This window comes from Nostoc sp. (assembly GCF_036919895.1).
Classification (GTDB): domain Bacteria; phylum Cyanobacteriota; class Cyanobacteriia; order Cyanobacteriales; family Nostocaceae; genus Nostoc.
In genome coordinates, this window is the sequence record NZ_JBALBW010000031.1 from 25,047 (window position 1) to 42,916 (window position 17,870).

Annotated in this window: 13 protein-coding genes; 8 read left to right on the forward strand and 5 right to left on the reverse strand. The window is 40.5% G+C overall.

Annotated features, from left to right (window positions below):
* Nucleotides 1-11: 11 nt before the first annotated feature.
* The 3 genes from V7K55_RS05585 to V7K55_RS05595 form a co-directional block, all read right to left on the reverse strand.
* Complete coding sequence (locus tag V7K55_RS05585; RefSeq protein WP_334829030.1) at nt 12-1,508, reverse strand: aldehyde dehydrogenase family protein; 1,497 nt, start codon at nt 1,506-1,508, stop codon at nt 12-14.
* 113 nt (nt 1,509-1,621) lie between these two features.
* Entirely contained in the window at nt 1,622-2,344 is a 723-nt protein-coding gene (locus tag V7K55_RS05590) for a cyclase family protein (protein WP_334829032.1), read from the reverse strand.
* A gap of 212 nt (nt 2,345-2,556) precedes the next feature.
* Complete coding sequence (locus V7K55_RS05595) at nt 2,557-4,926, reverse strand: PAS domain S-box protein (protein ID WP_334829034.1); 2,370 nt, start codon at nt 4,924-4,926, stop codon at nt 2,557-2,559.
* A 697-nt stretch (nt 4,927-5,623) separates the two neighbouring features.
* Between V7K55_RS05595 and V7K55_RS05600 the strand changes: the two genes are divergently transcribed.
* From V7K55_RS05600 to V7K55_RS05615, 4 genes are all read left to right on the forward strand, one after another.
* Nucleotides 5,624-8,161, forward strand: a complete 2,538-nt coding sequence (locus V7K55_RS05600) for a proteasome protein (protein ID WP_334829036.1) — start codon at nt 5,624-5,626, stop codon at nt 8,159-8,161.
* 82 nt (nt 8,162-8,243) lie between these two features.
* Nucleotides 8,244-8,558: a DUF2887 domain-containing protein gene (locus V7K55_RS05605; RefSeq protein ID WP_334829038.1), complete on the forward strand. Its 315-nt coding sequence runs from the start codon at nt 8,244-8,246 to the stop codon at nt 8,556-8,558.
* Nucleotides 8,559-8,750: 192 nt separating this feature from the next.
* Complete coding sequence (locus V7K55_RS05610; RefSeq protein WP_334829040.1) at nt 8,751-11,726, forward strand: molecular chaperone; 2,976 nt, start codon at nt 8,751-8,753, stop codon at nt 11,724-11,726.
* A 247-nt stretch (nt 11,727-11,973) separates the two neighbouring features.
* Nucleotides 11,974-13,065: a hypothetical protein gene (locus tag V7K55_RS05615; protein WP_334829042.1), complete on the forward strand. Its 1,092-nt coding sequence runs from the start codon at nt 11,974-11,976 to the stop codon at nt 13,063-13,065.
* Between the two features lie 87 nt (nt 13,066-13,152).
* On the opposite strand, the gene V7K55_RS05620 is transcribed toward V7K55_RS05615, so the two are convergent.
* Nucleotides 13,153-13,332: a high light inducible protein gene (locus V7K55_RS05620; RefSeq protein ID WP_012407945.1), complete on the reverse strand. Its 180-nt coding sequence runs from the start codon at nt 13,330-13,332 to the stop codon at nt 13,153-13,155.
* A gap of 73 nt (nt 13,333-13,405) precedes the next feature.
* On the opposite strand from V7K55_RS05620, the gene V7K55_RS05625 reads away from it, so the two are divergent.
* The 4 genes from V7K55_RS05625 to trpD all read left to right on the forward strand — a co-directional run bounded on the left by V7K55_RS05625 (nt 13,406) and on the right by trpD (nt 16,857).
* Complete coding sequence (locus V7K55_RS05625; RefSeq protein ID WP_334829045.1) at nt 13,406-13,552, forward strand: hypothetical protein; 147 nt, start codon at nt 13,406-13,408, stop codon at nt 13,550-13,552.
* Between the two features lie 84 nt (nt 13,553-13,636).
* Nucleotides 13,637-14,782, forward strand: a complete 1,146-nt coding sequence (locus V7K55_RS05630; RefSeq protein WP_334829047.1) for a hypothetical protein — start codon at nt 13,637-13,639, stop codon at nt 14,780-14,782.
* 9 nt (nt 14,783-14,791) lie between these two features.
* Nucleotides 14,792-15,679 carry a DNA adenine methylase gene (locus V7K55_RS05635; RefSeq protein WP_334829049.1) on the forward strand — a complete coding sequence of 296 codons (888 nt, stop codon included), beginning with the start codon at nt 14,792-14,794 and terminating at the stop codon, nt 15,677-15,679.
* An 83-nt stretch (nt 15,680-15,762) separates the two neighbouring features.
* A complete protein-coding gene (trpD, locus tag V7K55_RS05640) occupies nt 15,763-16,857 on the forward strand; it encodes an anthranilate phosphoribosyltransferase (protein WP_334829051.1) in 1,095 nt (364 codons plus the stop codon).
* Here the strand turns inward: trpD and V7K55_RS05645 are convergent.
* Entirely contained in the window at nt 16,787-17,827 is a 1,041-nt protein-coding gene (locus tag V7K55_RS05645) for a retropepsin-like aspartic protease family protein (RefSeq protein WP_334829149.1), read from the reverse strand. The two genes, trpD and V7K55_RS05645, sit on opposite strands and share 71 nt — an antisense overlap.
* Nucleotides 17,828-17,870: the final 43 nt, after the last annotated feature.

Below are 17,870 nucleotides of genomic sequence, written 5' to 3' on the forward strand. Positions count from 1 at the left end.
GGATTGCAAAATTAACTGCGGTTATCGATCTGAGCGCGTTGCAAACTTCCAGAAAAGTCAACATAAACACTTTTCCATTCTGTGAAAACATCCAAAGCAGTAGTTCCAGCTTCGCGGTGTCCATTACCTGTTTGTTTTACACCACCAAAGGGTAAGTGTACTTCTGCACCAATAGTAGGGCCGTTAATATAGGTGATACCTGCTTCGATGTCGCGCATGGCAGTAAAAGCCCGGTTGATATCGCGGGTGTAAACTGAAGAAGAAAGACCATAATTGCTATTGTTGAGAATTGCGATCGCATCCTCAAAAGAATTAACCTCAATTAATACCACTACTGGCCCAAATATCTCTTCACGGGCGACGCGCATATCAGCAGTTACATCATCCAAAATAGTTGGTTGAAAAAAGTAACCATTTTTCAATTCGCCTTCACTAGCAATTTCTCCACCAATTAAAACCTTTGCTCCTTCCTCACGGGCGATATCCAAATACTTGCTCACCTGTTGGAGTTGCTTTTCATTGACAATCGGGCCAATATCTGTGTTTGGGTCAGTGCCAGCACCCAAGCGTAACTTACTAGTACGCTCAGAAAGCATGGTGGTAAATTTTTCTTTGATATCACGATGCAAAATCAGGCGACTAGTGGCCGTACACCGTTGACCTGTTGTTCCAAATGCTCCCCACACTGCGCCATCTAAGGCCAATTCCAAATCTGCATCTTCCATCACTATTTGGGCATTTTTACCACCCATTTCCAAACAGACGCGTTTATGAGTGCGTCCGCAAGTAGCGCCAACAAAAGCACCGGTTTCTGAAGAACCAGTAAAGGATACCAAATCTACATTGGGATGTTCAACTAAAGCTTTCCCCGCCTCTTCTCCTACACCATGCACCAAGTTAATTACTCCTGGTGGTAAACCTGCTTGTTGGAAAATTTCAATCAATTTAGTTGCACAAGCGGAGGTATCTTCAGCAGGTTTGAGGATGACTGTATTACCACACACCAAAGCTGGCATAGCTTTCCAGCAAGGAATTGCCACAGGGAAATTCCAGGGAGTAATTAAGGCACAAACTCCAATGGGCATTCGCACAGTCATGGCGAATTTATTGGACATTTCCGACGGTGTGGTTTGCCCAAATAGTCGCCGTCCTTCGCCAGCAGTGTAAAAGGCACAGTCGATACCTTCTTGCACATCTCCCCTAGCTTCTGTCAGAGGTTTACCCATCTCTCGACTGATTAACTGGGCAAGTTCTTCTTTATGTTGGAGTAATATTTCCCCGACACGAAAGATGTATTCTGCCCTCGCTGGGGCCGGGACTGTACGCCAACTCCGGTAGGCTTTACGGGCGGCGGCTACTGCTGTATCTACATCATTAACTTGCGATCGCGGGAATGTGGCAACGACTTCGGTTTTATCCGCAGGGTTGCGACTTTCTAAAGTTGCTTCCCCTACAGCACTCAACCATTGACCATCGATGTAATTGCGGCAAGATAGCGGAGTTGTCATCTTAAAAATCCCCGGCTGATAATCTACTGCAACTTGTATATTAAGTTTGCTTGCTTTCTAGACTAGCCTTTAGTCTTAAAAATTGGTGTGAGAACCAAATATCGATATAAAAATTAAGGCACTAACGCCAAGACACCCACAGGAGAACCAGAACCACCACGCAACCGAAGAATCCCGATCGCTAGAGTAGTACCTTTTGGTGGTAACTGATCCAAATTGGTAAGATTTTCCAAAACAATCCGCGGTTTTTCTAATACCAGGCGATTAGTGGCAAAACTGTTATCCTGTCCGGGATCTACACCATGAGTATCAATTCCTAATCCAGCAATTTGGCGATCGTTCAGTAAAAATTGAGTCGCATCGCTACCAAACCCTGGAAAATGGGCAATACCCTGAGCATCATGATTTAGGAATGCACTTTTATCAAACCACTTTTTTTGCCAACCTGTATTCAATATAACTACGCACCCTTTAGGAATCTCACCATATTCTTCTTCCCAAGCCACAACATCAGCGATCGTCAGGGCATAATCAGAATTCACTGCTGTGGCTTGGCGAATATCTATGACCACCGCAGGTACTACCAGAGATTGGGCAGGGTATTGGTCAATTCCCATACTATAGCTATGAAAGCTATTAGGGGCGTTGATATGGGTAGCACTATGTTCCCCCAAGGCGAAACGGCGGAGGTAATAGCCATCATTATTCAGTTCAGCCACAGTTTCAAATTCTACTGTGGGATCTCCAGACCACTGAGGAATATCTATGTCAATTACGTGACTTAGATGGATAACACGTGTGTAAGTGATACTATTTTGACCTTGGGGTTGTATCATCCCAGCCTTCTACTTTACTTGTATTCAGGGATTTTATTCCAATTGAACTGTAATATTTCTACTCTTGATTCCCCATACTAGTACAAATAATCCCCCCAATTCCTCTAAATTTTAGGTTGTTGGGGGGTTCAAATGTTGCAGCAAAAAGTGAATTTATCTTAGTTAACAACCAATAGGTTAACTTTTTGATTAAGAAAAGATTAAAGTTGGATTTATGTTGAAGCTTGCTCATGTAGTGGAATCATGACGACAAACTCCGCACCTTCTCCTGGTGCTGAAATACACTGAATTTGTCCGCCATGTTTTTGGACAACAATTTGGTAGCTAATTGACAACCCCATACCCGTACCTTTCCCCACAGATTTTGTAGTAAAGAAGGGATCAAATAAGCGTTTGCGTACTTCTTCAGTCATACCTAAACCATTGTCGGCAAAGCTAATGATTACACGGTCTTCTTGGATGAAGGTACGAATGCGAATTTGGGGAGAAGTCATCTGTTTAGAGTTGTTTAGTAATGACAAATGACTAATGACAAATGACTCTTCTAAAACATCGATCGCATTTGCCAACAAATTCATAAACACCTGATTCATGTGTCCAGCATGACAGACTACTGGTGGTAGGTTGCCATAGTCTCGGATTACTTGGATTTCAGGACATCGTGGTTTGGATTTCAGGCGATTTTGCAACAACAGTAAGGTGCTATCAATACCTTCATGAATATCTACTGCTTTCGTACCGTCTTCATCAAGGCGAGAAAAATTGCGTAAAGATAGAACTATCTGCCGGATGCGTTCGGCTCCCATGTTCATAGAATCCAGAATTTTGGGCAAATCTTGCTTGAGAAAGTCTAAATCAATGATGTCAATTTGTTCGTGAATCTTTGGTGTTGGTGGGCAGTAACTCTGTTGATAAAGTTCTACCAAGTGCAACAAATCTTTAGTATATTCACGGGCGTGGCTAATATTGCCATAGATAAAATTGACGGGATTATTGATTTCGTGGGCAATACCTGCAACCAATTGTCCTAAACTGGACATTTTTTCAGTTTGAATCAGTTGGGCTTGGGTTTGTTGAAGTTCTAGTAATGCTGCCTCTAGCTGCTGGGCTTTGTCTTGGGCGGTTTGGGCAGTGGTGCGACTTTGGGCGTAAAGTTTAGCTTGGTCAATGGCGATCGCTATTTGAACTGTAACTGCTTGTAATAATTCTACTTCGTTGTCCAGCCAAGGCCGGAAGCCACTACAAGAACCACAGCTAAATGCACCTATTTCGCCAGATTGGGTGTGTACGGGTAACGACATAAAGGCAGTGAAACCAAAATCCTGCAAAAATAGCTGTGCAGTGCCATCGCCCACAGTCTCAACATTATTAATGCGGATGATTTCTCTATTTAAAGTTTTGGCGGCGATGAGTTCGATTTCTGCATTTGTTGCTTCTGGATAGTTAAGCAGACAGGGTAAAAGGGAACTTTTCGCCTCGTATACTCTCTCCCAGTAGGGAACCTCAGCCTCTTGTCGATACCAAAAGAAGGCGCAGCGATCGATCTGGAATAAGTTACGGATCTCCTGCACTGCGGTTTCCACAATGTAATTGAGATCCAAGGAAGCTCGAATCTGGTTAGAAAGACGATTGAGTAATGCTTCCCGTTGGGCGCTTTCTCTAAGTGCAACTTCTGCTTGTTTGCGATCGGTGATGTCATGGCAAATGCCAACGAAGTTTAGAATATTACCATTAACATCTCTAATAGCAGATGAGTTACTTGTATGCCATCGCCAAGTGCCATCTGTGTGTTTTATCCGGTATTCAATTGCGTCTTGCTTTTCGGTTGTTGTCGCAATTTTTTGGAAATAATCTACACAGATATGTACATCATCAGGATGTATAAAGGGAACAAAGGATTTGCCTTCAACATCTGCAACTTCATGCCCAAAAATTTGAGTCCAGTTAGGAGAAACGTAGGAAAATATTCCCTCAACGGTCAGGGCAAAAATAACGTTATTGGCATTTTCAATAATGGTGCGAAACTTGGCATCGCTTTCTATTCGTGCTGCTTGGACTTTGTCGCTGGTGTTGCGGATAAGAACTATGATTTGCTGGTCTGGTAATGGTAATAACCTAGCTTCAAAATTATTGTTCCGTTGCAGAAGCGGTAAGCTATATTCAAAACTGACTGAAGATTCAGTTGCAAGGACTTGAGTTATTGCTTGCTGGAAGCGATCGCCTACATCCGTTGGTAGGCATTCTCGCAAACTATTGCTCTGTTCAACTCCTTGGTGAATATCAAGATTTGGCATTTTTCCTGGTCGATAATCCAGGATAGTTCCATCAGCATCAACACGAAAATATAAATCAGGAAGTGCTTGTAAAATCGCTGTAAATTCTGATGTTTTTTGGCGCAACTGTGCTTCAACAATTTGGCGTTTTGCAGTTTCGTTTGCTAGTCGCCTTAATGCTTTTGTTAATTCTCTCGCTTGCTTTTTTTCTATGAATTGACCATCTTGCTTAAATATTGTTTCATCTTGTTGTATCTTTTGTTCTTCAAGCTTGATTTGAATGTAGCTTTGCACCCTTTTAGTAAACACTTTTGCCTGCCTGCTCTGCCTAAATTATTTAAGTAAAATGTCTCAGACTAGATTTGTTAAAAAATGTGTATAATATTTTATCTCAACCTGTTAACGATCTTAATACTTTATTTATTTTTATATATACATTAATTCCTCTTTTTGTGTAAATAAATTATGAAAATTCTGAAGTTTTGATTAAGACCAATTTCACCATTTTTACTAAAATTAAAAATTTACACGCATCAGGTAACTTAATAACTGATTTTTCATATAAATCATCGGTCAATTTATGCTAATTATGTAATTTCATGGTTGAAAAATCTAATTCAGCTTCGTGAAGAAAATATATATTATTTGCAAAAATTCTCGGTAAACACCTCTGAAAATCAGTAGAGACGTAGCACTGCTACGTCTCTATAAAAAGTGTGAAGATTATCTCTTCATATAAAATTCACACTTTTCAATATTTTCATATCAAATCAATATTTATTTTGACCAGCAAAGCCAGATTTTTGAAATTGTCCTGGTAAGTTATGGGAGATGGGGAGATGAGGGAGTAGGAACAGGAAATCAAAAGGTAAGAGGCACTCATTAAAAACAAAAGAATCTTTTGACTTTTTAATGATCAATGCCCATTCTGTTGTACATATTCCTGGCGATCGCATTTTATATGTTATAAAGCTCACAGAAATTAATGTTAGGCGGGAACTACTTTATGGAACCAGATAAACTGGGCCGTTTTAAGGAGTACGGCGAATTCATCCTCCGAAAGATAGATTCTGTGCCCCAGCACCCTTCAAAACAAGAAGATTGGGTTCCAGCTAGTCTTGATGACTGTCTCCTGCATTTGCGGTCAGCTGCCCAGAAAACTGTAGACCTTGCAACTTCACCTGTCAAAATTGGGGTGATGGGGGAATTCAGTAGTGGAAAAACTTTACTTTTAGGCAGTCTAATTGGATATGCAGATGCTTTACCAGTCAGTGAAAATCCCACTACAGGTAATGTTACCGCAATACATATCATTCCGCAAGATGACTTTGCAACTACTCAATTAAGTAATTTTACTGTAGAGTATCTTTCTCACGAAGGGGTACATGAGTGTCTACGCTTCATGCTAGGAGAAGCCCATAAACGCACGACAGCAGCAGGGCTTCCTCCGATACCAGTATCGAAACTTAATTCTGGCAAAGATATTATTGGTTGGTGCGAGGAAGCTTGGAATAGTAGTAACAATTTAGAGTTACGTTATTTACTCCGAGAGTTGGTATTATTCTTGCGGGCTTATCAAGCTTATGGGGAAGTGATGTGTGGTGGACACTACCAGATTGATGCTATCACCGCCCGTGAGGGGCTACAACTGGTTGAACAGCCAATGGCAATCCAAAGTTTGAAATTTGAGGATTTACCGCCAGCGCATATCCGATTACCAAGTCCACCCCAGAGGCTACCAACAAAGTTATTGCAGAATAGCTTTCCACTCATCCGCCGCGTAGATATTGATGTGAAAATCTCACGGGAAATTTGGGATTTTAATGGTGCAGCTAAATTTATTCTCATCGACTTTCCCGGATTGGGGGCTGCTAATTCGGGGGCTAGGGATACCTTTTTGTCACTGCGGGAATTAGCAGAAGTACAAACAATTTTGGTATTGCTAAATGGTAAATCTCCCGGTAGCGATCGCGCCAACAAAATTTTCACCATGATGCAGCAGCAGCGACCGGGACAAGACCTGAAAGATTTAATTCTCGTCGGTGTGGGTCGCTTCGATCAACTCCCCCTAGATAGTGAAGGTGGCGAAAGAGAACTCGATCAACTGATTGAAGATAGTTCACATTTAAAAGAGGAAACCGTTTTCCAAAAACTCAAAGTTCTGCAAACTACCATTGACGGTGCAGAAGCCTTTACAACCCAAAAAGACCGGATCGTTTTACTGTCGCCATTGTTGGGACTAGCTGAATTAGCAAAACGTTCTAGTACAGTCAAAGCCGGCTCGCCAGATTTTTTGGCTAACTTGGACTATCCTGATTATTTAGACCGGTCTAAACGGCTACAAGATAAATGGGAGTTATTAAGTGAACAGCTGTTAGACACCGATCCCCGCAGTAATTTAGGCAAACAGCTAGGTTATTTTGGTCAAGATGGCGGACTTAGTAAGTTGCGGGAAGTGATTCAAACTCACGTAGCAACTCACGGTTTGAAGCAACTGTATGAAGATACTCGCAGAGCTTCTGATGTAGTGAGTCAGCAACAAGATCACTTGAAAGACATCATAGACGAAATTCACGAGCAAGGTATCCCCACAGGAGACAGCCCCGCCTTTCTTGAGTTGCGCTATGTGGTCGAAAGCTTGGATAAAATCTATAGGAATTTTCAAAAAGATTTAGGGACAGAACCACTTAAAGATCGGCGCGGTGTTGTCGTCAGTGATGTAGTTAAAGACGAACTCACTTTTAGAATCCTGAATTGGAACCAGTGGACTTTACTCTTCAACAAAGCCAGCAATGGAGCGATCGCTCTGGCGGAATCTAAAGGTGCAGCCGGGAAATTATTCGATCGGGGAAACCGTGTAAATACTTCCCTTCCAACTAAAAGCGATGATTTTTATCCAGTATTTGAAAAAACCGTTAAGGAAGTAGAAGATTTTGCCCGCGATCGCATCCATCAAGCAGTGGTAGATTTGTTAAACCAATTGTCAAATTATGTAGCCCCAGAACGCGAACAATTACAGGCATTTTTCCATCCAGAAATGGAACAAGAAATTGAAGAGAAATTTGGTTTTGAAGATGCCGATCTCTTTTACAAATTATTACTCGGATGCGATCCTAACGAATGGAAGGAAGCAATTATTTCGGAAATCACTAGTAAAGATAAAACTGTTGCACCCGAAACCATATTTCCCCTAGCGCGTCAAGACGAGAAACACAACGTTGGTCAAATCTTTGATTGGGCCCCAGAAAAAAGTCAGGGTTTATCTAGGTCGAGCAATCACCAACTTTTAGTACTGCGACTGCGAGATGAAATCACTGCTAGCGCTAGTCTCCATCTTGTACAGTATGTTAGTGAAGTTAATCAGCAAATTAATTCGGAATTAGAAGGAATTTTGGATCAAATTATTCCTAGTTTACAAAACCTTTCAAAAAAAGAAACTTTGCTGAGATATTTAGCGGCTGGAGACTTACCATCTGAAATAGCAATTCCTACTTGGTTGCAGATTCTTTCTGAAATCGCTGCTGTTTCTTACTTAGATGTTTGAGGTAAGCTAACTCAGAATGACTGATTGCGATCGGGTATGGATATGAGGATGTGTTTGTGAGAAGAGATGCGATTTTTTTCAAATGGTGCAAGAGGCGAAGCGTTTAATTGAGCGGGTGCAAAAAGAACAGATAACTGTTTTAGCGAAGAAAGAGATAATAGATGTAATCACAACGATTGCTGTTTATAAATTTGCAAACTTAAGTCGTGAAGAGGTAGAGGCAATGTTAGGAGTTAGGTTAGAAGAAACTAGGGTTTATCGAGAAGCTAAACAAGAAGGACGAGAAGAACTAAAGCTCGAACTTATATCTCGGTTCTTCGCTCGTGGTATGTCGATAGAAAAGGTTGTCCAGTTACTTGATTTAACCATCGAACAAGTAAGACTTGCAAGTAAGTAACTGCTGCAATTTTCATAGCGTAGCCCGACGTAGACATCGCGCTAGATAAAAAAGCCAGTGCTAAAGAGAATCAGTGGTAGAAGACCAACGATTAAAAGTTTTTACCACAAGTATTCTCTAAATTTGTCGTTTTATGATAAAAAACCATAGTTTTTAGCCAGCTATAAACAAACAACAGAAAGTGATAGTATAATGAACCCTTTCCAACTGAATAAATATAGCGATCAAGAACCAAGCGAGAAACAACAAAAAAGATTTCCGGGATGGTTTGCTTTAGATTTTGGTACATCAAACTCCACAGTTACACTCTTCGATCCGATTGAAGTACCGATCGCAGAAATTCTCCCAAAGGAACAAGAAATGCGGTTGCGCGATCGCTTATCACAATGGTTGAGTTCTCCCGCTTCAGTAGCTTTACCAGATGTCAGCGATGATGATTGGGCAAAATTCATCACCGAAATTAGCAAAAACCTGGAGATAGAACCAACAAAGTTGAGTGAAGTATTTGAAAGTGACAATAAGGAGCGCTTTTTAGAAGCAATTCGCCAAATTGAGCTTTCTTTGGGAAACAGCGAAAGATTTCGCCGGGCTGTCAGCAAAAAACTTTACCAAATCTATCATGAGGTGTTTCGCGTCCCTACCCTAGAGTCGCAAAATCTGATCCCAGTCGTGCTGGATATCGATCGCCGCGATACGGAAATTCCTAGCGAATTGGAAATTTCGCAGTTAGGGGACTTAAAACTGCGGATGGGTAGGGAAGCTAGAGATAATCGCAAAAAAGCGATCGCTCAAGGTACAAGCAGTTCTTTAAAGGAAATTATCAGCAGATTTCACCATTCGCCCAAGCGCTATTTTGGTCAGGAGCGATCGTTTTCAATTATTGTAGATGGTGAAGAAGAAATAATTACTGCAAATCAACTGATCCAATCTGCTTGGGCGCATTTAATCGAGTTAACTGAAGATTACCGCCAACGCGCCCAACGCCGATTTTCAGAAGGGACTTTTTTAACAGCAGTTGTCACCTACCCCACTGTCGCCCCACCAGTTGTTCGCAAAGAAGTTAAGGAATTTGTTGAGCAATTGGGGATCGATGATGTCCAAACTGCTTATGATGAAGCCGTTTCTGTAGCGATATTCTTTTTGTGGCGAGAATTTGGCGGTAATCTTAATATTGGCATTGAGTCATTTAAAACTCGTTGCCGTCAAGTTGGAAATAAATGGTCACAAAATGTCCTCGTTTTAGATATCGGCGGCGGAACCACAGATTTAGCTTTAATTGAACTCACCTTAGAAGATAAAACCCCAGCTTTTGCCGATTATGAAGACCGGGGTTTAGGAGGACGTTACTATAAACTTACCCCCAAACTATTAGGTTCATCTGGTCATTTACAGTTAGGTGGCGAGTTAATTACGTTGCGGATTTTTAGATTATTAAAAGTTGCGATCGCAGACTTTTTATTGACAGCAGTAACAACAGGTGATATCGAAAGCGAAAAACTAGAAGATTTAATTAGCTCTGAATTAAACGAGCGCTTCTTAGAACAAGGCAAATTCAAAACTGGTAGTCTTTTAAAATGTCTAGATAAAGAGAATCCAGAAGGCGATATTGCTTACAAAGATGCCCTAGATACTGCCGAGAAAGTATTACCTACTCGTTGGCAACAAGCACCACAACGGCTGCAATCATTTTATATCCTTTGGGATTATGCAGAAGCTGCTAAACTTAAACTTGGGCAAAAAGCACCAGCAGATAATTCTCTATTAACCTTCACGCTTTCTGAACAACAAATTTCCGAACTGCTCAATCAAAGCTCCGTTAAATTTCAAATCAAAGATCCAAATAGCATCTGCATCACCTTAGATAATCGGCAGTTTGAACGAGCCGCCGTTTCAGGAATTAAAGAAGCGATCGGTATTGCTAAAGGATTGATGGAAAGTCGCTTGCGTTCCGATGATCTCACCAAAGATTCTTGGAATTCTCAAAAAGTTGATTGGTTAATTCTATCTGGAAAAACTTGTAATTTAGACATAGTGCAGCGCCAAATCTACCAAGAATTTAGTAAATCTCCATATTTTGTGTGGAATCCAGAGCGAATTACCTTTGTGTTGGAATTTACCAAATTAGCAACCTCAGCAGGTGCTTGCTATGCCGAAAAATTGCGAAGATTAAGATTCGATCCAGAAGAGTCTAAAAGCTTGCTGCGTAAGGGAGCCAACCAGCTAGAAATTGATGTCAAAAACCTATTTTATTATTTACCCTGCAACTTCAAACGCAAAACCCAAAGTAACGATTTACTAACTATATTCAAAGCTGGACAAGAACTCTATCAACTCGCACCTTGGGAAACTGTCGCCAAGGTTCGTACTGCATGGCAAGGAATCCAATTAACTAACATTATTTACCGTCAAGACTACGAAGATGGAGATTTACGACTATGGGGTAGCTTTGACGGCAAAAACCTCATGAATAAACTGGGAATGCAAGAAGCAGAGTTTCTGAAAAAAATTAAAGTCCAGTTTGAAATTGACCAAACCCTTGAATTTAATGTGTTGCTTTGTCAGGGAAATCCCCATTATTTAATTGATATTCCTGGCATTGATTTGGAATCGGTTGTTTCCGAAATATCGCCGCTATTTGCTGATGGTAAATTGAATTGGAATATTGCTGTAGAACGTTTCAATAGGGATTTAAATGATGGCGATATTGCCGTCAATGTTCTTGAGTCCGCAACTGTCGATCAACCAGATGCATATCATCTTGTATTTGAAGTAGGAAATGATGGTAGTAAATTGTTTCAAAAATTTCACTATCTACGCGATGGTGTGACAGAACCAGGAATTGGGTTAATTAGTAATCCCTTACCTCCATTTCCGCAAACTGGCCAGCACACGTTCTATATTTATCAAACAGATGCGGAAAGCAACAGCAAAAAATGGATAAGAATTGGCGCACTCAGCAAACCAGATGTGACAACAGATTATCCTTGCCAATATCGGGTAACTCTAGACGATCGAGGTGTTCTGCGGATGCACGCTGGTGAAGTGCCTTATTGGACATCTACTAGTCAAGAATGCCTAAAAGAAGAAGGATGCATTTATATTGCTGAATTAGAATTGCAGCCCAATGAAGTTGATAAAGAACGCGATCCATTTTGCGGGATACATTAGTGGCTTTAAAATAATACAAATATCCCAGAACTGACGCAAAAATCCACTCTATTTCTCCTCTCTCTGGGTTCTCTGCGTCTCTGTGGTTCGTATTTCTTTGAAACCCCTAACTGGAGTAATGATAGCCTCATATAAATGCATTAAATCTTTATGCTCCCCTCCGTTGAAAAATTAATGTTTTTAAACTCATAGGAACCAGAGTTTTCCCAAATTTAATTCGCTACAAAAATATTTGGAGGTGATATTCATGCAGCACTTGCGTCAATTATTAGAGATAGAAAACTCAGAGTTAGCCCAGTTACTGCGGTTTAGTTTGTATGGACTAGAGGCTACTTTAAATCAGGCTCGTACAGAATTTCCACTAGATCCAGGATCAAAAATATGCGATGAAGTGCTGCAAGAACTTCATAATCTGTTGCAACCTTCACCCCTACAGCCAGATATTGGTTGGGAAGATCCACCAGATGATTTAAAACTAAATCACCTCCGAGAAGCTTTTGATTCTGACTCAGAACTTAATTATTATCTGGGTAATTCCCAACTGCAAAGCACAACGGATTCTGATTTGTGGAATGAGATTCAACGCAAGCTGCTGCGAGTACCAGAAGATTTGGCTGCAACTTGGCGATCGCGCACTTTAGATTTAGCTCAAGAAGTTGGTGCGATCGCAGATAATTCTAACCTCTATCAACTTCCCTTTATCCGCGATGAAAGTATCTACCCCGGACTTAGTGGTACTGTTCAAACCCAGGGCTTGGCTTTGTATCAACAAGCACTTTCAAACCCTAGAAATCCTCAAATAAATGTATCCGATTTACCAGCAGCATTTCTATTTTTATATATGAATTTTATCGAAATAGACCCAGATTTACATCATGCTTTAAAGAGCGTTTTTAGCTTCGATGTCATTTCCTTACACTCCAAACCAGAACAGCGCGATCAATATATCGATGCTTTAAGCGATCGCTTCCAACGCACCCAAAAAGCTGAAAAAAACACCGATCCCCTGTCAATTCTCCGTGCTTGGATTGACATGGATGAAGCCATACATTCCTTAGTATTTGTACCACCAGCTGAACGCTATTCTTGGTGGGGAAAGCTACAACATGAATCACGACGCATTCTGAAGAAAGTCGCTGATGAAGCTATTAATGCAGGTAATGAAGTGCGAATTCGCCAATTATCGGGACTTTATGCAGATATCTGTGCTTCATCCAAGGATGACTTACAACTAGACTGTGGTGGTATTCCTGGCGAAGTATTAACTTGTCTTCGGGTATATGCGCGAATTAATCAGGAAGAATCCCCAGGTCGTGTAATATTTCGCTCATCACGGTAAGGGAATTTTAAGACAAAGCAAAGGCAGACGATTTTATCAATCGCTGCCTTGCCCGATCATCTAATGAAGGTGTAAAAACGTTGAAATCTAAAGGATGCCCCAGAAGTGTAAAATCCCTTGACCAGAAAACACTTCAAGCGCAACAGCAGATAGAAAACCAATCATTGCAAAACGACCGTTCCAGTTTTCGCTCTGAGGAGTAAAGCCCCAGCGCAAAGCATTAGGATCTTCTGGAACCGAACCCGTAGTCTTCTTAACGTCTGCCATAAATAATACTCCGAGCTTTTATGTTGTAACAGTTATAACTGCCTGTAAAGTAATGTAACAGATTTTTAAGAGAATGCAACATAAACTCGATATAAAATTTATCAGCAAATATTACGGGCACGTAATTTTATATTGGACGGTTTGCGATCGCTTACGAGGGCAAGCTACGCCCCAACAGCCAACTACTTCAGAAAATCGTAGCTATTCAGGAGGAAATTAACTCTTGCTTGGTCATTTCTATGCTTTAATAACCAATGCTGAACTAAACTATGGCAAAGATAAATATTAAGAAAAATTTGGATATATGGCAGAAGTTCTTCATTTTACAGGATTTATCAAAGGAGTGACCTATAAAACTTACTTAGATGATAATTTAAGTAGGATTAGTTTAGATGTATTTGATATCAATAAAGAAAGGGGTTATGGATTAATCAAGTCACCTACAACTGAAATTGCTTATTCAAAATGGGTATCACCTAAGAGAACCAGAAGTTATCCATTTGCCAGAATTTATAATACATATAATTCCTCCAAAGTTATAACTATTATCCCGGTGATTAAAGATGAGGGCAAAGATGGTGATATAGATAAAATCCAATACTCTACAATTTCTTGGATGAATTTACTTAATATCTATATAGTACTTGCTTATTACGAAACGGCAAAAAAAAGTACTAAAAAGGGTCAAATTAATAAGAATAAGTTGAGTAATCAGAATTTTTCTAATGATTTTGTTAAATTTCAAATCAGTGAGATATTAGCATATCGCCAAAGCGCACTTCATTGGAATAAGAATCTATTTGAAGAAAGATTTACACAAACTTTTGAAAAAGCTCTAGATTCTTATGATTCTATTTTTCATCAAACTGGAGTAATAATTCACTCACGAGAAGGATCAGATAAATATTTACATAAAATCAGAGAAGAGTTTGAGGAATTTAAGAATATTTCTCTTAAAGGTTCTCAGAGTGCTAGTAAGAGAGAGGCGCTGACTTCTCATAAGCTAGAATATTTAGTGGATGGATTAAAAGCAACTTTTAGTATTGAAAACTATCTTGGCGGAATTTACTATTTGACTCCTGATGAGATAATATTCGAGAACAACATATATATTATACAAGAGTCAAAAAATACTTCAACAGCATCTTTGCCAAAGCTCCCTGATATTCAAGATGGTTTATTCAAGCTAATTTTATTTTCTAATTTAGATTCTTTAATATTGAATGATCAGGAAGTATTCTTTGTTACAAAGCTCAAGCTTACAGGTAACAATGTTATCGGTTCTATTGTCTTTCCAGATGCATCACTAGAAGAACTAGAATATTTTCTAGAAGTTAATATTAAGATTTTTAATACCAATCAAAAACTAATTATCAAAAAATTGGCTTTAGAAGCTCAAAATAATCAGAGACTTAAAATAGAAGTATCCAGTAATTTTTCAACATTATAATTCTTGGTTATGATTAAAAGTCCTTTACGATATCCTGGTGGAAAGTCAAAAGCAATAAATCAGATAGCTGAATACTTACCAGAGAGCTTTTCAGAATTTCGAGAGCCTTTTGTAGGTGGTGGTTCTGTATTTATTTATCTAAGACAAAAGTTTCCTCATATTAAGATTTGGATTAATGATTTAAACCGCGAGCTTTTCTTATTCTGGAAGTTGGCCCAGTCTGATATAGTTCAGTTAGTTAAAGAAATTCGGCATATTAAAGTTAAATATACAGATGGGAAATTACTCTTTACAGAATTAACTAGTGTGGATGTTAATAATTTATCTGATTTAGAAAGAGCCGTTCGATTTTTCGTACTCAATAGAATTACTTTTTCAGGAACTGTAGAATCAGGTGGTTTTTCTCAAGAAGCTTTTCATAAAAGATTTACTGATTCTTCAATAGAACGACTCGAAAAGTTAGAAAATATCTTATCAAAAAACGTCCAAATTACTAATTTTGATTACAGCCACCTATTAAACTCTGAAGGTGAAGACGTATTTTTATTTTTAGATCCACCATATTTTAGTGCTACAAAATCAAAGCTATATGGTAAAGATGGTGACTTGCACACTTCTTTTGAACATCAGAGATTTGCTGAACTTTTGCAACAATGTCATCATCGCTGGCTAATTACCTATGACGACTCATCGCAAATTAGAGAAAATTTTCAATGGGCTAATATCTCGGCATGGGAATTGCAGTATGGCATGAATAACTATAAGCAAAGTGGTGCAGCGAAAGGAAAAGAGCTATTCATTACTAACTACGAAGTTAAACTTGATTTGGATAAAAAAGCAAAAAATCAAAAGCTTCTTAATCCAGCTTTGCAGTTGAGCCTTGATATTTCAAGCTAATTTTAATAGCGGCCAATTTTCCGGTAGGATAGCTCCCATACCCTTCAACCTAGCTACACCCTACCAAACTAGAAACCTTAGCTATGACAACTTTTCCAATCTCTGCTCAAGAAGCCTCTGCTAGCTGGTATATGCTACTGCAACAATTAATAGATGGCCAATCCTTATCCCGTACTCAAGCTGCTGAATTGATGCAAGGTTGGCTTAGTGAAGCGATTCCCCCAGAGTTATCAGGGGCTATTTTAACAGCGCTCAACTTTAGAGGCATTTCTGCCGACGAGTTGACTGGTATGGCTGAAGTACTACAATCTCAATCAAGATTGGGGACTGGGGATTGGGGACTAGGGACTGGGCAAAAATCCAGCCAATCTCTAATACCTGTAATAGATACCTGTGGCACGGGTGGAGATGGTTCATCAACCTTTAATATTTCTACAGCCGTTGCTTTTGTTGCTGCTGCATCTGGTATACCTGTTGCCAAACATGGCAATCGTTCCGCGTCAAGTCTGACGGGGAGCGCAGATGTATTGGAAGCCTTGGGTGTAAACTTAAGCGCATCGGGTGACAAGGTGCAAGCCGCATTACAAGAGGTGGGGATCACTTTTTTGTTTGCACCTGGTTGGCATCCAGCACTTAAAGCGGTTGCCCAATTGCGGCGGACTCTCAGGGTAAGAACGGTGTTTAATTTGCTGGGCCCGTTAGTAAATCCTTTGCGTCCAACTGGGCAAGTTGTGGGGCTATTTACTCCTAAACTTTTGGCGACTGTTGCCCAAGCATTAAACAATTTGGGCAAGGAAAAGGCGATCGTTTTACATGGACGAGAAAAACTCGATGAGGCTGGATTAGGAGATGAAACTGACTTAGCAGTTTTATCAGATGGAGAAGTGCAGGTAACTACCATTAATCCCCTAGATTTGGATCTAACACCTGCTCCCATAGGTATGCTTCGGGGTGGCGATGTCCAAGAAAATGCGGTGATTCTCAAGGCGGTACTCCAAGGTAAGGGAACTCAGGCGCAACAAGATGCAGTAGCATTAAATGCTTCGTTGGCGCTGCAAGTAGCAGGTACGATCGCACTCTTAGATCACGCTCAAGGGATTAAAATCGCTAAGGATATCCTACAAAGTGGGGCTGCTTGGACGAAGTTGGAGCAGTTAGTTGAGTTTCTGGGGGATTGATTTGCGATCGCACTTGCGGCCGAAATTCTACTACATTCCGTTTAATGGTGACATCGTAGTTACCAAAAAAATCATGTCCTAGAAGTCCAGTTTCTAGTTCCGCACCTGCGATCGCCACTGGGATTTTATTTACTATTACCCCACCAATTGCCATCGAATTAACATAGCCCACAGGAAATTCTACAGCCCTAGAACTAGCAGTATTTGCTTTAGCTCTGCCTACAGTCACGATTCCCAAGGTATTTGCCATCTCTTGGGTAATCACAGTCCCACTAGCTCCTGTATCTATAATCATTTCAAATTGTCGCTGACCATTGAAGGTAACTTCGACAATTGGCGTTCCACCAAGTCGCCTTTTAATCGGCGCTGTAAATACTTGCTGATCTGGAATCACCACTGCTGATGAGGGCAAACCTGGCTCTGCTGGTAACGGTTCTGTTTCTTGCGGAGGCAAGGTATACTTTGGTGTGATTCTTGTTTGGGGAACCACAACTACTATCCTCTTCGGTTCGGCAACCCGCACAGGGCGAGGATTAGCTTGTTGTTGAGCATATTTAATTTGGTGGCGATATTCAGCGATTTTGGTCTGAGCGATCGCAAATTCCGGGCTTTGTCGCCGGACTCTTTCCATCAGCGCGATCGCATCCTGATATTGATTAGCTACCAAAATCCAATCACCTGGAGATTGAGCAGATCGGCTGATACTCCAAGCACCAACTGCTTTGTCTAATCCTTGTTCAAAAAGACTTGGTTCGCTTTCAGACGGCTCTAGCGGGTGTACTTCTGGAGTAACTGCTGGTGTTGGTGGTTTGACGGCAGGTTCTACTGATGCCAAATCCCCAATTGGCGCGGGTTGCTCATTGCCACCAGTCACAGTGTTCCGTTTGTCTTCACTACAGGCAACACACAAAACCGCTAGAGCGCTTGATACAAAAATTAGGGTTGCACGGGATAAAAAAGACTGAAGCATAATTAATTTTAACCGCCCTAGCTTTGCCAAATCCACTCCCGCC